Source organism: Streptomyces sp. NPDC031210 (assembly GCF_055570395.1).
Map to the genome: position 1 here is coordinate 45,449 of NZ_JBVIHH010000028.1, position 13,923 is coordinate 59,371.

Sequence of the window (13,923 nt, forward strand, 5' to 3'; positions counted from 1 at the left end):
CACACGAAGCCGCCCCGCCGGTGAGTTCGCAGGTCACCGGCGGGGCGGGAAGTCAGCGGCGCGGGCCGCAATTCGCCCGTTCGGGCGGGTGCTTCGGGGGATTACGAGGCGTGGTGAGGGGTCAGACCCGCACGCCGAACATGAACGGCATGTTGTTGATCGACTCGTAGCGCACGTTGGCGCCGGGCTTCGGCGCGTGCAGCACCTGGCCGTTGCCGGCGTAGAGACCTATGTGGTGCAGGTCGCCGTAGAAGAGCACCAGGTCGCCGGGCTTGAGCGCGCTCTGCGAGCCGATGCGCGTGCCGGCGTTGGCCTGCTCCTGGGAGGTGCGCGGCAGTGCCTGGCCGGCCTGCTGGTAGGCCCAGGAGGTCAGACCCGAGCAGTCGAACGACGACGGGCCGGTGGCGCCCCAGACGTAGGGCGAGCCTATCTTCGACTGGGCGGCGGACAGGGCGGCCGCACCGCGCTGCGAAGCGGGCACGTCGTCGCCGAGGTTGACCCGGTCGTTGGCACGGTTGGCGCGGGCCTCCTTGGCCTCCAGCGCGGCGCGCTCCTTGGCCGTGAGGGTGTTGAGCAGCTCCTGCGCCTTGGCGAGCTTGCTCTTGATCTCGTCCTTCTTGTCACCGAGCGCCTCGCGGGTCTCGGTGAGGTCCTGGATCTTGCTCGCGGCTTCCGCGCGCTCCTGGGCGAGCCGGCGCTGCTTGTCCGCGATGGTCTTGAGCTGTTCGGCCTGCTTGCCGCTCAACTGGTCGAGGGTGGCGGCCTTCTCCAGGTAGGTGTCCGGGTCGCCGGAGAGGAAGAGCTGGACGGAGGGGTCGATGCTGCCGCTGCGGTACTGACCGGAGGCGACGGCGCCCAGACCCTTGCGGAGCTGGTTGAGCTCTCCCTGGCCGCGGGCGACCTTGTCCTGGAGGCTCTCGACCTCCTTCTGCAGCTTCTCCTGGTCTTCCTTGACGCCGTTGTACTTCTCGGTGGCCTGCTCCGCCTGCTCGTAGAGCTTGTCGACCTCGGCCTTGACGTCCTTCTTCGTCTGCTGCGGATCGGCCTGGGCGGCCTGCGACGAGAGGGCGACGGCCGCTGCGGCGGTCGCGGTCAGCACGGTCACACGAGTACGGCTCGGCTGCTTGGGTCGACGGTGGGACGCCACGAAGGCGAGCTCCTTCTTCCTCCAGCCGCCTACCGGGAGTGGGGGGCTATAAGACCCCGGCTCCGCGTGAACGCCGCGGACTCGGCGGTTCCTTCACTGTTCATCCCGGATGGATGATCACCTGCATGAAGGTTCGAGCCCTGACCTTAGTAACCCAGTTGTGATCGCTTCAAATCCTCAGAGGAAAAAACTGCGACCTGACCCTCAACCTTTACCAACATCACACAGGCAGTAATGGCCATTTGACGCACAGATACGAATGGCGGGCGCTTTTGCCGACCGTCAGGTGCGGGCAAGTCGCTTGAGAAGCAGGGCCGATGCGACCGGCCGCGCGCCGGCCTTCGCCACTCCGTCGGCCACTTCCCGGTCCGTGGAGACCACGACGACCGGACGGCCGGGCGGTTCGGCCCTTACGAGCTGACGAATCAACTCATCGGCCGTTACGCCCGGTTTGCTGAACAACACCCGCACTCCGCGCGGCGGCGCGAGCAGCACCGGCGCCGCCAGCTCCGCGCCGTCGAAGACACAGGTCATCTCCGCGCCGGTCTGCGCCGCCAGCACCGCCAGCCCGCCCAGCAGTCGCAGCCGCTGCTTGTCCAGCGGCATGGTCGGATAGCCGGTTTTGGTGACGTTGTACCCGTCGACGACCAAATGTGCCTGCGGCAGGGCCAGAAGCTGGTCGAGCAGCGCCGGGTCGGTCTCGGACAGCGCGCGGGTGGCGATGTCCTTGGGCGTCATCCGGCCCGGCTCCACCGCCTCGACGGTGTCCGCCGGATGGACGCTGGCGGGCGGCAGCGCCAGCTCGCGCCGCAGCCCCTGGGCCGCGTCGAGGACGGTGTCCAGCAGCAGTCGCAGCCGCATGTCCTCGACACTGCGCCCCTCGCGGGCGGCCCGCCGGCTGGTCTCCAGCGCCGCCTCCGCCTCACCGATCCGCGCCTTGAGCCGGCGCAGCTCGCTGTCGGCGGCCGTCTTCTCCGTGGCGGCCTGGGAACGGACGGCGTCCAGCGCGGCCTGGGCCTTGCGCACGGCGGCCTCGCCGCGCTTGACGTCGTTGAGCGCGCTGCGCAGCTTGCGCTGGAGCGACTCGTTCTCCTTGCGGGCGGCGTCCAGGTCCACCCGGATCCGGTCGGTTTCCGTACGGCCTTCCGTGCGCGCCCGCGTCAGCTCCTCGCGGAGCCTGGCCAGCTCGCGTTCGGCCTCCTCGCCGGCCCGCTCGGCGCGGACCCGCTGGGCCTCCTCGCCGGCCGCGGCGACGAGCTTGACCCAGCCTTCGGGGCGCAGCACGTAGGCGGCCGCCGCGACGTCCAGCGGGTCGGCGGCGGCCGGCGGGGTGCCGTGGTCCAGGGCTTCGGCGAGCTCCGGCTGGGCCTCGCGGAGCTTGCCGGCGATCCGCTGCCGGAAGACCGTGTCGCTCTCCAGCGTCGCGGCCATGGCGTTACCGGCGAACTTCGCCCGCCGGGTCGGGGTGAACCGGGCGTACTGCCGCAGCGCCGGAGGGAGTTCGGCGACGGTCAGGGCGCCGAAGGACTCCGCGGTGAGCGCCACGACCCGGCGCCGGACGCCCTCGGGCAGCGGGCGGTCGAGCACGTCGTCGGCCGCACCCTCGGATGCGTCGGCGCGCTCCGCCCCCGGCTCCCCTTCTGGACGCTCCACCACGGCTGCATCGCTCCGTTCTCAGGCACTCGCGCCCGGCCGGTCGACCAGTTCGATCTGGTCGACCGCGTTGCACCAGCGGCAGCGCACGGACTCGATGCTCTCACTCAGGACCTCGCGCTCCTCCACCTTCGGCTCCCCGGCCAGGTCCAGGTGGAGGTACTCGACGACCTTGGACCGGCGGGTCACGTCGAAACGCGTGAGGTTGCCGCACAGGGTGCAGCGCCACCGGGTTTCGGCCGTCGGCAGGGGAACAGCCATCGTGTCGTCCTCTTTCGTGCTCATCGTGCTCATACTGGGGTGCGATTCACGCGGTGCGCCGTCGGACTGCGGAAGTACGCGAAGTGCTGCCTGCAACCCTACGGCCTGACAAGGGGGCCGGTGCGGGCCCTGCCCACGACCTGGAACGCGGCGAGGCACTCTGTCCCGATTGCCCGCCTTGAGCCATGATCACTTCATGACGGCGCCGCCCCCCTTCCCCTCCCCCTCCGGCCCGCCCCGGCCGCCGCACCCGGCCCGGTCACTGCGCGTGGTGCTCTCCCGGGTGACGCACGTACTGACCGTCCTGTGCTGTGGGGTCTTCCTCCTCGGCCCCGCCTCGGGCTTCAACCGCGTCTACGGCACCGGCGACGCCCTCCTACGGGCCCAGACCGCATATTTCGAACGCTGGGGGGTGATTCCCGCGGAGCTGTGGAGCGGCTCGGCCAAGGCGCTCCTCTCGCCGCTGACCGCGCTGTTCGTCCACGGAAGCTGGCTGCACCTGCTGGGCAACATGCTGTTCCTGTACGTCTTCGGCGGCATGACCGAGACGCGGATGGGCCGGCCGGCGTTCGCCGCCTTCTACCTCGGCGTCGGCTACCTCGCCCTGCTGGGCTACGCGGCCGCGCACGCCGCCTCCGGACAGACCCTGGTGGGCGCCTCCGGCTCGATCTCCGGCATCCTGGGCGCCTTCCTCTACCTCTTCCCCAAGGCCCGGGTCACCAGCCTCTTCCCGTTCCTGTTCTTCCTGCCGCTGCGCTTCCCCGCCTGGATCGTGCTGCTGTTCTGGTTCGTCCTCCAGTGGCAGGCCGCCCAGGACGACCCCAGCGGCCCCGGCGTCGCCTACCTCGCCCATGTGGTGGGTTTCGCGCTCGGCTTCCTGTACGCGTGGGCGCGCTACGGGCGGGATAGTGTGGGGCGCACCAAGGGGAGAGAACGGGCGACCGAGGGAGAGAGCCAGCCGTGATCACGTCGATCGTGCTCATCAAGACCAGCGTGGACCGGATCCCGGAGATCGCCGAGAAGATCGCCGCCCTGGAGGGCGTCAGCGAGGTCTACTCCGTCACCGGTGCGCACGACCTGATCGCGATGGTCCGGGTGGCCGCCCACGACGACCTCGCCGAGGTCATCCCCGGCCGCATCAGCAAGGTCCCCGGCGTCGCCTCCACCGAGACGCACATCGCGTTCCGCACGTACTCCCAGCACGACCTGGAGGCGGCGTTCGCGATCGGGCTCGACGCGTAGCCCGTTTTTCCCCACGTTGTCGGCCGTCCCGCCGTGGGGCTTTCTCGCTGTTGCGCCTGCGGCCCGTCCCCTGCGCTTTGCCTTGGCCGACGTGTCGGGCTGTCCCGCCGTGGCGCCTGCGGCGGGCGGTGCCGCTTGCGCGGGGCTGTTCGGCTGCGGGACCGGGCCTCCGGACTCCGTCCGGAGGGCCGTCACCGCACCCGACAAACCCACGCCCGCCGCAGGCGCGACGGCGATGAACCCCCACGGCGGGAAGGCCGACAACACGGGGATGAACCGCGTCAAGAAGACGCGGGAACGCAACGGCCGTCCTGGGTGCGGTAGTTCCAGCGCGCGCCGTCCGCGACGAGTTCCTTGACGGCCCGCACGAACCGTTCGACGTGCTCCTCGGGCGTGCCCGCGCCGAAGCTCACCCGGATCGCGTTCAGCGACCTCTCCCCGGGCGCCGCGTCAGGGGCGCCGCACTCCCCCGGCTCCTGCGGCTCGCCGCCCAGCAGGGTCCGCACCAGCGGGTGGGCGCAGAACAGGCCGTCGCGGACGCCGATGCCGTACTCCGCCGACAGCGCCGCCGCGAAGTGCGAGCTGTTCCAGCCCTCGACCACGAAGGACAGGACGCCCACGCGCGGCGCGTCGTCGCCGAAGAGCGAGAGCACCTTCACCTCGGGGACCTCGGCCAGGCCCGCGCGGAGCCGGTCGATCAGCGCCTGCTCGCGGGCGACGAGCGTGTCGAAGCCGGCCTCGGTCAGCGCCTGGCAGGCGGCGGCGACGGCGTAGGCGCCGATGACGTTGGGCGAGCCGGCCTCGTGCCGGGCCGCGGTGGTGTGCCACTCGACGTCCACCCCGCCATCGGCCCGCCGCGCGACCTTGCGGCTCGCGCCGCCGCCCGCGAGGTACGGCTCGGCCTGGCTCAGCCAGTCGGCGCGGCCGGCCAGCACCCCCGCGCCGAACGGCGCGTACAGCTTGTGCCCGGAGAAGGCGACCCAGTCCACGTCCAGTGCGGCGAGGTCGACGGGGTGGTGCGGTGCGAGCTGCGCCGCGTCCAGCACGATCCGTGCGCCGTGCGCGTGCGCCGCGGCCGCCAGCTCCTTGACCGGCCACAGCTCACCGGTCACGTTCGACGCGCCGGTCACACACACCAGCGCCGGGCCGGGAAGCTCCCGCTCGGCCAGCGCCCGCTCCAGCGTGTCCACCGCCTGCCGGGGGGTGCGCGGCGCGTTGAGGTACGTCACCGCCGTGTCCGGTCGCCGCTCCCAGGGCAGCAGCGAGGCGTGGTGCTCGGTCTCGAAGACGAACACCCGGGTGCCGTGCGGGAGTACGGACGCCAGGAGGTTCAGCGAGTCGGTCGTGGAGCGGGTGAAGACGACCTGGTCGTCCGCGCGGCAGCCCAGGAAGGCGGCGATGGTGGCGCGGCTGTTCTCGAACAGGTCGGTGGAGAGCTGCGAGAGGTAGCCGGCGCCGCGGTGCACGCTTCCGTAGTACGGCGCGTAGGCGGCCACGTCGTCCCAGACCCGCTGGAGCGCGGGCGCGCTGGCGGCGTAGTCCAGCGCGGCGTAGTCCACCTCGCCACCGGTCACGAGCGGGACGAGGACATCACGGCCCAGAACCGGCAGCGGGGCACACAGCGAACGGTCGGCGGCGACGGCGGAAACAGGCATGGCGAACTCCCGTAAGAGAAAAGCGAATTCGCTGCGAAAGGGCGCGCGGACACTAGCCGGCACGGCGGCGCAGCGGAAAGGAAAAGGGTGCGGAAAAGGGGCCGTCGGGCCCTATCGCATTCGCTGAATCACGGAAAGGAGCTCCCTCGGAGGACCAGGATCCCTGGCGAGGGATCCGCGCTTGCCGCAGACCTCGCTGCCTGCGGCCTGGTCATCACCCGGGGCACCCCGCCACGGAAGGAGGGTTGCCGGACAGCGGGCCGGGGCCTGCATCGCTGTCACTCGTGACCTGTCCAGCATCATGCCATACACGGGAACGGACGCAAGGCCGGGTCCGTATGACGGAACCGACCTCGCGTCCTCACCCCCACGAGGGGGCCGTTCAGGCGTTGCTGGCGGCCACCCAGCGCTCCAGCGTCCGCTTGGCCGCCCCGGAGTCGATCGACCGGGCGGCGGTGGCGATCCCCGCCCGGATCTGCTCGGCCAGCGGCGCGTCCGACGGCGCGAGCGCCACCAGGGCCGCCGCGGAGTTCAGCAGCACCGCGTCGCGCACCGGTCCGGTCTCGCCGTCCAGCAGCCGGCGCGCCACGTCCGCGTTGTACGACGCGTCCGCGCCGCGCAGCGCCTCCACGGGCACCAGCGGGATGCCGGCGTCGCGCGGGTCGAACGCCTCCTCGCGCACCGCGCCGTCCCGCACGATCCACACCCGCGAGGTCGCGGTCGTCGTCAGCTCGTCCAGCCCGTCGTCACCGCGGAAGACCAGCGCCGACGAGCCGCGCTCGGCGAGCACGCCCGCCAGGATCGGCGCCATCCGCGCGTCCGCGACACCGGTCGCCTGCGCGCGGACCCGGGCGGGGTTGGTCAGCGGGCCCAGCACGTTGAAGGTGGTGCGGATGCCCAGCTCGCGGCGGGCGGGCGCGACATGCCGCAGCGCGGGGTGGAACTTCACCGCGAAGCAGAAGGTGATGCCCGCTTCCTGGGCGACGGCGGCGACCCGGGCCGGCGACAGGTCGAGGTTGACGCCGAGCTTCTCCAGCACGTCGGAGGCGCCGCTGGCCGAGGACGCCGCGCGGTTGCCGTGCTTGACGACCTTCGCGCCGGTGCCGGCCACCACGATCGCGGACATCGTGGAGATGTTGACGGTCTTGGCGCCGTCGCCGCCGGTGCCGACGATGTCCACGCTGGGGCCGGGCACGTCGATCAGCCGGGCGTGCGCGTACATCGCCCGTACCAACCCGGAGATCTCCGCGACGGTCTCGCCCTTGGCCCGCAGCGCGACCGCGAACCCGGCGACCTGCGCGTCGGTGGCCTCGCCCCGCATGATCCGGTCCATCGCCCAGGCCGTGTCGTCGGCGGTGAGGTCCCGGCCGTCGAGCAGGGCGTTCAGCGTGTCCGGCCAGGTGTGGGCCGCCACGCTGTCGCCGCCGACCGGGGTCACAACGTTCATGGTCCACTCTCCTGGTTCGTCACCTGCTTATGCCGTCACCCTATCCAGGCCCGGAAATGCCGGAAGGCCCCGTCCGACGTCCGGACGGGGCCCTCTGGGTGGCGTGCTCGGTGCCGTCCGGGGACGGCACCGTGAGGGATCAGTGGTGGCCGTGGCCGCTGGTGATCTCCCGGTATTCCTCGGCCGTGGGCTTCGGAATGACGTTGTCCTCGCCGTAGAACGACTGCGAGAGCTTGGCGCGCAGCTTCTCGGTGCGCTTCACCTTGCGCTCGACGCCGTTCTCGTCGACCGTCGGGCCGAGCTCCAGAGGCACGGGCTGCTCGTGCTGCGTGAGCGTGTGCAGTTGCTCCTGGTCGAGCGGCTCGTGGACCTCGATGAACTCACCGTGCGGCAGGCGCTTGATGATGCCGGACTCGCGTCCGTGCAGCACCTTGTCCTTGTCGCGCCGCTGGAGGCCCATGCAGATCCGCTTGGTCGCGATGAACGCGAGCACCGGCAGGACGAAGAAGCCGATCCGGACGAACCACGTGAGCGAGTTCAGCGACAGGTGGAAGTGCGTGGCCCAGAGGTCGTTGCCACCACCGATCAGCATCACGAAGTACGCGACGAGCCAGGCGACACCGAAGGCGGTGCGGGTGGGGACGTTGCGCGGGCGGTCCAGGATGTGGTGCTCGCGCTTGTCGCCGCTGACCCAGGACTCCACGAACGGGTAGACCGCGATCGCGACCAGCACCAGCGGGAAGACGACGATCGGGATCAGCACACCGAAGTTGACGGTGTGGCCCCAGAAGTTCCACTCCCAGCCCGGCATCACACGCACCAGACCCTCGGCGAAGCCCATGTACCAGTCGGGCTGGGCGCCGGTGGAGACCTGGTCGGGCCGGTAGGGGCCCATCGCCCAGACCGGGTTGATGCTGGCGATCGCGGCGATCACCGAGATGACGCCGAAGACCAGGAAGAAGAAGCCTCCCGCCTTGGCCATGTAGACCGGCAGCAGCGGCATGCCCACGACGTTGTTGTTGGTCTTGCCGGCACCCGGGAACTGCGTGTGCTTGTGGTAGAAGACCAGGATCAGGTGCGCCACCAGCAGGCCGAGCATGATGCCCGGCAGCAGCAGCACGTGCACCGTGAAGAACCTCGGGATGATGTCGTGCCCCGGGAACTCCCCGCCGAAGATGAACATCTGGAGGTAGGAACCCACCAGCGGCATCGCCAGGATGACGCCCTCGATGAACCGCACGCCGGTGCCGGAGAGCAGGTCGTCGGGGAGCGAGTAGCCGGTGAAGCCGGTGAACATGCCCAGCACGAACAGCAGGAAGCCGAACAGCCAGTTGACCTCGCGCGGCTTGCGGAAGGCGCCGGTGAAGAACACCCGCATCATGTGGACCATCATCGCGGCCAGGAAGACCAGCGCGGCCCAGTGGTGCATCTGGCGGATGAGCAGACCACCGCGGACGTCGAAGCTGATGTTCAGCGTCGACTCGAAGGCCTGCGTCATCCGGATCCCGTGCATGGGCACGTAGGAACCGTGATAGGTCACCTCGGCCATGCTCGGGTGGAAGAACAGCGTCAGGTAGACACCGGTCAGGATGATGATGATGAAGCTGTAAAGCGCGACCTCACCCAGCATGAAGGACCAGTGGTCCGGGAAGATCTTGCGCATGTTGGCCTTGGCGAGGCTGTAGATGCCCAGCCGGCCGTCGGCCCAGTCGGCGATCCGCTCGCCCGCGGGCGCTTTGCCGCGGCGCGGGGGGGTCGCGCTCGTCTCGTTACTCATCCGCGCTCCCAGAAGCTCGGGCCGACGGGCTCCGCGAAGTCGCTGGCGGCTTCGAGGTAGCCGTCCTTCACCGTGATGTGCAACTGCGGCAGGGCGTGTCCGGCGGGGCCGAAGATCACCCGAGCGCCGTCGGAAAGGTCGAAGGTCGACTGGTGGCACGGGCAGAGCACGTGGTGCGTCTGCTGCTCGTACAGGCTGATCGGGCAACCCACGTGGGTGCAGATCTTCGAGTACGCCACGATGCCCTCGTGCGACCAGGCCAGTTCCTGCTTGTCCTTGATGTTCTCCGGCTGGATGCGGACGAGCATCAGGGCGTCCTTGGCGATCTTCTGGTTGAACTCCTCGTCGTGCTCCTCCAGGCCCTCGGGCTTGGCGAACGTCAGGGAGCCGACCGCGATGTCCTCGGGACGCAGCGGGAGGTTCGTCGACTGGTTGACCAGGCGGATGCCCTTCTTCCAGCCGGTGCCGCGCAGCTTGTTCTCGGGCAGCGGCCCGAGGTCACGCAGCAGGACGACGCCGGAGAGCGGCACCAGTGCCAGCGCGCCGAACATCGTGTTGCGAATCAGCTTGCGGCGCCCGAGGGCGGACTCCTTGGCGCCCGTGGCGAAGTCCGCCAGGACCTTGGCCCGTACCTCGGGGCTGGCCTCGACCGGGTGCCGGTCGTCGGCGACCTCCTCGTCGGACATCAGCGTGCGGGCCCAGTGGACGGCGCCGGCGCCGATGCAGAAGAGCGCCACACCGAGGGTCAGACCGAGCGCGAAGTTCAGCGCGCTGAGGTGACCGATCGGCCAGATGTAGACGATCTTGTCGATCGGGAAGATCACGTACGAGGCGATGAAGCCCACCGTGGCGAGCATCGACACCAGGAAGAGGAAGGCGACGGTGCGCTCGGAGCGCCGCGCGGCCTTCTCGTCGATGTCCTGGACGCGGTGCTCGTGGGGCGGCAGCCCCGGATCGGCGAACGGGTTCTCGGCCGTCGCCACCACGCCTTCGTGAGCCGTCTCCCGCTCACTGGGAAGGGTCTCTTCCCGCACGTCTTCGTGTCGTCCAGTCTCACTCATGACTTCTTGGCCTTCGTAGTCCGGGCAGCGACCCAGATGGCGACCGCGATCAGCGCGCCCAGGCCGAAGATGTAACCGAAGAGGCCCTCACTGACCGGGCCGAGACCGCCGAGGTCCAGACCGCCGGGGCTCTCGGAGTCATCGCCGTTGACGGCGCCGAGGTACGCGATGATGTCCTTCTTGTTGTCCTTCGACAGCGAGCCGTCACCGAAGGAGGGCATGTTCTGCGGGCCGGTTTCCATGGCCTCGTAGATGTGCTTGGGGTTCACGCCCTCAAGCGTCGGTGCGTACTTGCCGTTGGTGAGGGCGCCGCCCTTACCGGTGAAGTTGTGGCACTGCGCGCAGTTGGTGCGGAACAGCTCGCCGCCTTTGCCGATGTCGGCGTTGTCGGGGCTGTACTGCTTCGCGTCCGGCACGGTCGGGCCGGCGCCGAGCGACGCGACGTACGCCGCGAGCTGCTCGGTCTGCGCGTTGTTGTAGATGTTCCGCTTCCGCGGCACCTGGGCGCCGGGCTGCTGGGCCGGCATGCGGCCGGTGCCGACCTGGAAGTCGACGGCTGCGGCACCGACGCCCACCAGGCTCGGGCCGTCGGTCGTGCCCTGACCGCCGGTGCCGTGGCAGCTTGCGCAGCCCACGGCGTAGAGCTTCTTGCCCTCCTTGATGGCAAGAGACTGGGCGGTGTCATCGGCCTGAGCCTTGTCCGCCGGCGCGAACGCGGCGTACAGCCCCCCAGTGACCGCCAGCGCGAAGAGTAGGACGACGAGCGCCGCCAGCGGATGGCGCCGTCGTGCGGAGAGCTTTTTCACGGATTACCCCGGTGTCAGGATCTTCTGCGTCGATGCTTTGGCTATGTCTGTCGGAAATGCGGGTCCGGTCGGACCGGCTACCGGATCAGGTAGATCGTGGCGAAGAGGCCGATCCAGACCACATCGACGAAGTGCCAGTAGTAGGACACGACGATGGCCGCGGTGGCCTGCGTGTGGGTGAACCTCTTGGCCGCGTACGTCCTGCCCAGGACCAGCAGGAAGGCGATCAGACCGCCCGTCACGTGCAGTCCGTGGAAGCCGGTGGTCAGGTAGAACACCGAGCCGTACGGGCCGGAGGAGAGCGAGAGGCCCTCTTCCTTGACCAGTGCGGTGTATTCGTAGACCTGACCGCCGATGAAGATCGCACCCATGACGAAGGTGATCACGAACCAGGCGCGCAGCTTCTTGACATCGCCGCGCTCGGCGGCGAAAACGCCGAGCTGACACGTCAGCGAGCTGAGCACCAGGATCGTGGTGTTCGTCGCGGAGAACGGAAGATTCAGCGCATCGGCGGATTCCTTCCAATACTCGGCTCCGGTCACCGATCGGAGGGTGAAGTACATCGCGAAGAGGGCCGCGAAGAACATCAGCTCGGAACTCAGCCAGATGATGGTTCCGACGCTGGTGAGGTTCGGCCGATTGACCGACGGGTGCGCGTGCCCGGTTTCTACTGTCGTTGCTGTCGCCACGACCGACATTATGTCGGTCGCTTATCCCGCCCTCACTCCGGGGGGTGCCGTTCGGTGTGTCCAGGACGTATGCCCTGCTCGTGCCGACCGTTGCGGCAGTCGCCCGAAGGGGGGATACCCGGCGGGCGCGACGCCTCGCCGGCCCGGGCGCGGCGGGCGCTGACGGCCCGTCGGGGAGATCGCGGATCCGTCCGACCTCTCCTGCCGGGGCCCGCTGCGGGAGTAGCATCCGTCCCCTACCTACGGTGGGGACGCCCCATGCAACGGTCCCGCTCCCCCATCCCGTGCCGCGACGAAGCGTGGAGGAACGATGCAGGCGACTGCCACGGTGCTGGTCTACAGCGACAACGCCAACACCCGGGAGCAGGTGCGGCTGGCGGCCGGCCGGCGGCCCGCCCCCGACGTCCCGCCGATCGAGATCCTGGAGTGCGCGACCCAGCCCGCCGTCATCGAGGCGCTGGAGCAGGGCGGCATCGACGTCTGCGTGCTGGACGGCGAGACGGCGCCGGCGGGCGGGATGGGCGTCTGCCGCCAGATCAAGGACGAGATCTTCCAGTGCCCGCCGGTGCTGCTGCTCATCGGCCGCCCGCAGGACGCCTGGCTGGCCACCTGGAGCCGCGCCGACGCCGCCGTGCCGCATCCGGTGGACCCGGTGGCGTTCGCCGACGCCCTGGCCTCCCTGCTGCGCCGCAAGCACCTCACGCAGGTCTGCGCGGCCCCCTGAGGGGCCCTCAGAGCCGCGGGCGCAGCCGGGCGTCATCGGCGGGGTTCTGCTCCCGCTCGGCCGCGCCCGTGGTGCCGGCGGCCTTGTTCCTCAGGGCGCTGCCGTCGCGCCATTCCTTCCAGGGCATGTTCCAGTCGCCGAAGCCGTTGTCGAACGGTGTCATGGTCTCGCCGCCGCTGTTGATCACCTTGACCACGTCGCCGACCCGCACGGTGTTGAAGAACCACTGGGCGTTGTCGGTGGACATACCGGTGCAGCCGTGGCTGACGTTCGCCGCGCCCTGGGAGCCGACGGACCAGGGGGCGGCGTGCACGTACTCGCCGCTCCAGGTGACCCGCGTGGCCCAGTACACCGGAAGGTCGTAGGACTCCGAACTCCCCGCGGAGATGCCGACGGTGGAACTGCGCATCCGTACGAAGCTCTCCTTGCCGAGCACGACCTTGACGCCGTTGCGGGTGGAGAAGCCGGGTTTGCCGGTGGTGACCGGCAGCGTGTTGATCGTTTGGCCGTTGCGCAGCACCGTCATCTGGTGCGACGACGCGTCGGTGACGGCCTCGATCCGGTCGCCGGTGGTGAGCCTGACCGGCTTGGCGGGGCCGCCGTAGAGGCCCTTGGCGATCTTCAGGCCGTCCAGGTTGCTGTGCGCCTCGATGGTGGCGTGGGCGGGCCAGAACTCCTTGGGCCGGAAGTGCAGGGACTTGCCGTCCACCCAGTGCCAGGAGCCCTCCACGCGCGGCGAGGAGTCGACCTTCAGGGCGCTTTCGACGACGGCCCGCGCCTTGGGGTCGGCGACCGGCTTGCTCAGCTCGGCGGTGAGCGGCTGCCCGACGCCGTACTGGCCGCTGTCCGGGCCGAACGTGACCGAGAGCCGGTCGTCGGCGTCCGTGGTGTCGACGGTGAGGGTCTTGCGGCCGGGCGCGCCGTCCTCGTCTTCGGTACTCACCCGCACCGTGTAGCGGGTGCCGGCGGCCAGTGGCACGGTGGTGTGCCAGCGCCTGCCGTCCGCGCTCAGTTCGCCGCGGATGTAGCGGCCGGAGGCGTCGGTGGCCGTCACGTCCGTGATCCGCACAGAGCCTTGGGCGTCTCCCTTGACAGAGACCTCAAGCGGCTTGTCTGGATCCGCCTTCCGCTTGCCGTCCGGGATGTTGGCCGAGATCTCGTCGGCCGCGTCGTAGGGCTTGGCGGAGAGCGTCTCCGACGTCGAGCCCCCGCAGGCGGTCGCGCTCACCGCAAGGGGCACGAGCAGGAGGCCGCAGCTCAGCACCGTCCGGGTTCGAGGTCTGTGGCTCATGACCCAAAAATATGAAGAATCACTCGTCTCAGCGCGCTGGAGGACTGCAAAAGGGGGACCCCGGACCACGGATACGGGGCGGGGGGGGGGGGGGGGGGGGGGGGGGGGGGGGGGGGGGGGGGGGGGGGGGGGGGGGGGGGGGGGGGGGGGGGGGGGGGGGGGGGGGGGGG

13 protein-coding genes and 1 riboswitch are annotated in these 13,923 nt (G+C 70.1%); of the genes, 3 read left to right on the top strand and 10 right to left on the bottom strand.

The features are described 5' to 3' along the window. Nucleotides 1-121 precede the first annotated feature (121 nt). From ACZ45Z_RS32330 to ACZ45Z_RS32340, 3 genes are all read right to left on the bottom strand, one after another. Entirely contained in the window at nucleotides 122-1,147 is a 1,026-nt protein-coding gene (locus ACZ45Z_RS32330; RefSeq protein ID WP_468370160.1) for a C40 family peptidase, read from the bottom strand. A 282-nt stretch (nucleotides 1,148-1,429) separates the two neighbouring features. Beyond that, a complete protein-coding gene (locus tag ACZ45Z_RS32335) occupies nucleotides 1,430-2,803 on the bottom strand; it encodes an NYN domain-containing protein (RefSeq protein WP_468370163.1) in 1,374 nt (457 codons plus the stop codon). Between the two features lie 18 nt (nucleotides 2,804-2,821). Then, entirely contained in the window at nucleotides 2,822-3,061 is a 240-nt protein-coding gene (locus ACZ45Z_RS32340; protein WP_398556095.1) for a hypothetical protein, read from the bottom strand. A gap of 196 nt (nucleotides 3,062-3,257) precedes the next feature. Between ACZ45Z_RS32340 and ACZ45Z_RS32345 the strand changes: the two genes are divergently transcribed. After that, nucleotides 3,258-4,025 (top strand): rhomboid family intramembrane serine protease, encoded by a 768-nt coding sequence (locus ACZ45Z_RS32345; RefSeq protein WP_468370166.1) that lies wholly within the window; start codon nucleotides 3,258-3,260, stop codon nucleotides 4,023-4,025. Next, a complete protein-coding gene (locus tag ACZ45Z_RS32350; protein ID WP_468370169.1) occupies nucleotides 4,022-4,303 on the top strand; it encodes an Lrp/AsnC family transcriptional regulator in 282 nt (93 codons plus the stop codon). Before ACZ45Z_RS32345 ends, ACZ45Z_RS32350 begins: the two co-directional genes overlap by 4 nt. A 281-nt stretch (nucleotides 4,304-4,584) precedes the next feature. On the opposite strand, the gene ACZ45Z_RS32355 is transcribed toward ACZ45Z_RS32350, so the two are convergent. The 6 genes from ACZ45Z_RS32355 to ctaE form a co-directional block, all read right to left on the bottom strand. Then, nucleotides 4,585-5,958: an aminotransferase class V-fold PLP-dependent enzyme gene (locus tag ACZ45Z_RS32355; RefSeq protein WP_468370172.1), complete on the bottom strand. Its 1,374-nt coding sequence runs from the start codon at nucleotides 5,956-5,958 to the stop codon at nucleotides 4,585-4,587. Nucleotides 5,959-6,130: 172 nt separating this feature from the next. Then, nucleotides 6,131-6,248, bottom strand: a riboswitch (SAM riboswitch). Between the two features lie 92 nt (nucleotides 6,249-6,340). Then, nucleotides 6,341-7,405, bottom strand: a complete 1,065-nt coding sequence (gene trpD, locus ACZ45Z_RS32360) for an anthranilate phosphoribosyltransferase (RefSeq protein WP_468370175.1) — start codon at nucleotides 7,403-7,405, stop codon at nucleotides 6,341-6,343. Between the two features lie 139 nt (nucleotides 7,406-7,544). Beyond that, nucleotides 7,545-9,182 (bottom strand): cytochrome bc1 complex cytochrome b subunit, encoded by a 1,638-nt coding sequence (gene qcrB / locus ACZ45Z_RS32365; RefSeq protein WP_468370178.1) that lies wholly within the window; start codon nucleotides 9,180-9,182, stop codon nucleotides 7,545-7,547. Continuing rightward, nucleotides 9,179-10,243 carry a cytochrome bc1 complex Rieske iron-sulfur subunit gene (gene qcrA / locus ACZ45Z_RS32370; protein ID WP_468370181.1) on the bottom strand — a complete coding sequence of 355 codons (1,065 nt, stop codon included), beginning with the start codon at nucleotides 10,241-10,243 and terminating at the stop codon, nucleotides 9,179-9,181. Before qcrA ends, qcrB begins: the two co-directional genes overlap by 4 nt. Further along, nucleotides 10,240-11,049 carry a cytochrome bc1 complex diheme cytochrome c subunit gene (qcrC, locus tag ACZ45Z_RS32375; RefSeq protein ID WP_468370183.1) on the bottom strand — a complete coding sequence of 270 codons (810 nt, stop codon included), beginning with the start codon at nucleotides 11,047-11,049 and terminating at the stop codon, nucleotides 10,240-10,242. The genes qcrA and qcrC overlap by 4 nt, the downstream gene beginning before the upstream one ends. A gap of 77 nt (nucleotides 11,050-11,126) precedes the next feature. Then, a complete protein-coding gene (gene ctaE, locus ACZ45Z_RS32380; protein ID WP_468370186.1) occupies nucleotides 11,127-11,747 on the bottom strand; it encodes an aa3-type cytochrome oxidase subunit III in 621 nt (206 codons plus the stop codon). A 301-nt stretch (nucleotides 11,748-12,048) separates the two neighbouring features. Here ctaE and ACZ45Z_RS32385 point away from each other — a divergent pair, with 301 nt between their 5' ends. Further along, nucleotides 12,049-12,462, top strand: coding sequence for a response regulator transcription factor (locus tag ACZ45Z_RS32385; protein ID WP_468370189.1), 414 nt, complete (start codon nucleotides 12,049-12,051; stop codon nucleotides 12,460-12,462). 7 nt (nucleotides 12,463-12,469) lie between these two features. Here ACZ45Z_RS32385 and ACZ45Z_RS32390 read toward each other — a convergent pair whose 3' ends face one another. Then, nucleotides 12,470-13,753 carry a L,D-transpeptidase gene (locus ACZ45Z_RS32390; protein ID WP_468370192.1) on the bottom strand — a complete coding sequence of 428 codons (1,284 nt, stop codon included), beginning with the start codon at nucleotides 13,751-13,753 and terminating at the stop codon, nucleotides 12,470-12,472. Nucleotides 13,754-13,923 lie beyond the last annotated feature (170 nt).

Bases quoted from the DNA above. Each gene is read 5' to 3' on its own strand.
- ACZ45Z_RS32340 (WP_398556095.1), bottom strand. From the start codon at position 3,061: ATGGCTGTTCCCCTGCCGACGGCCGAAACCCGGTGGCGCTGCACCCTG.
- ACZ45Z_RS32345 (WP_468370166.1), top strand. From the start codon at position 3,258: ATGACGGCGCCGCCCCCCTTCCCCTCCCCCTCCGGCCCGCCCCGGCCG.
- ACZ45Z_RS32355 (WP_468370172.1), bottom strand. From the start codon at position 5,958: ATGCCTGTTTCCGCCGTCGCCGCCGACCGTTCGCTGTGTGCCCCGCTG.
- trpD (WP_468370175.1), bottom strand. From the start codon at position 7,405: ATGAACGTTGTGACCCCGGTCGGCGGCGACAGCGTGGCGGCCCACACC.
- qcrB (WP_468370178.1), bottom strand. From the start codon at position 9,182: ATGAGTAACGAGACGAGCGCGACCCCCCCGCGCCGCGGCAAAGCGCCC.
- qcrA (WP_468370181.1), bottom strand. From the start codon at position 10,243: ATGAGTGAGACTGGACGACACGAAGACGTGCGGGAAGAGACCCTTCCC.
- ctaE (WP_468370186.1), bottom strand. From the start codon at position 11,747: ATGTCGGTCGTGGCGACAGCAACGACAGTAGAAACCGGGCACGCGCAC.
- ACZ45Z_RS32385 (WP_468370189.1), top strand. From the start codon at position 12,049: ATGCAGGCGACTGCCACGGTGCTGGTCTACAGCGACAACGCCAACACC.
- ACZ45Z_RS32390 (WP_468370192.1), bottom strand. From the start codon at position 13,753: ATGAGCCACAGACCTCGAACCCGGACGGTGCTGAGCTGCGGCCTCCTG.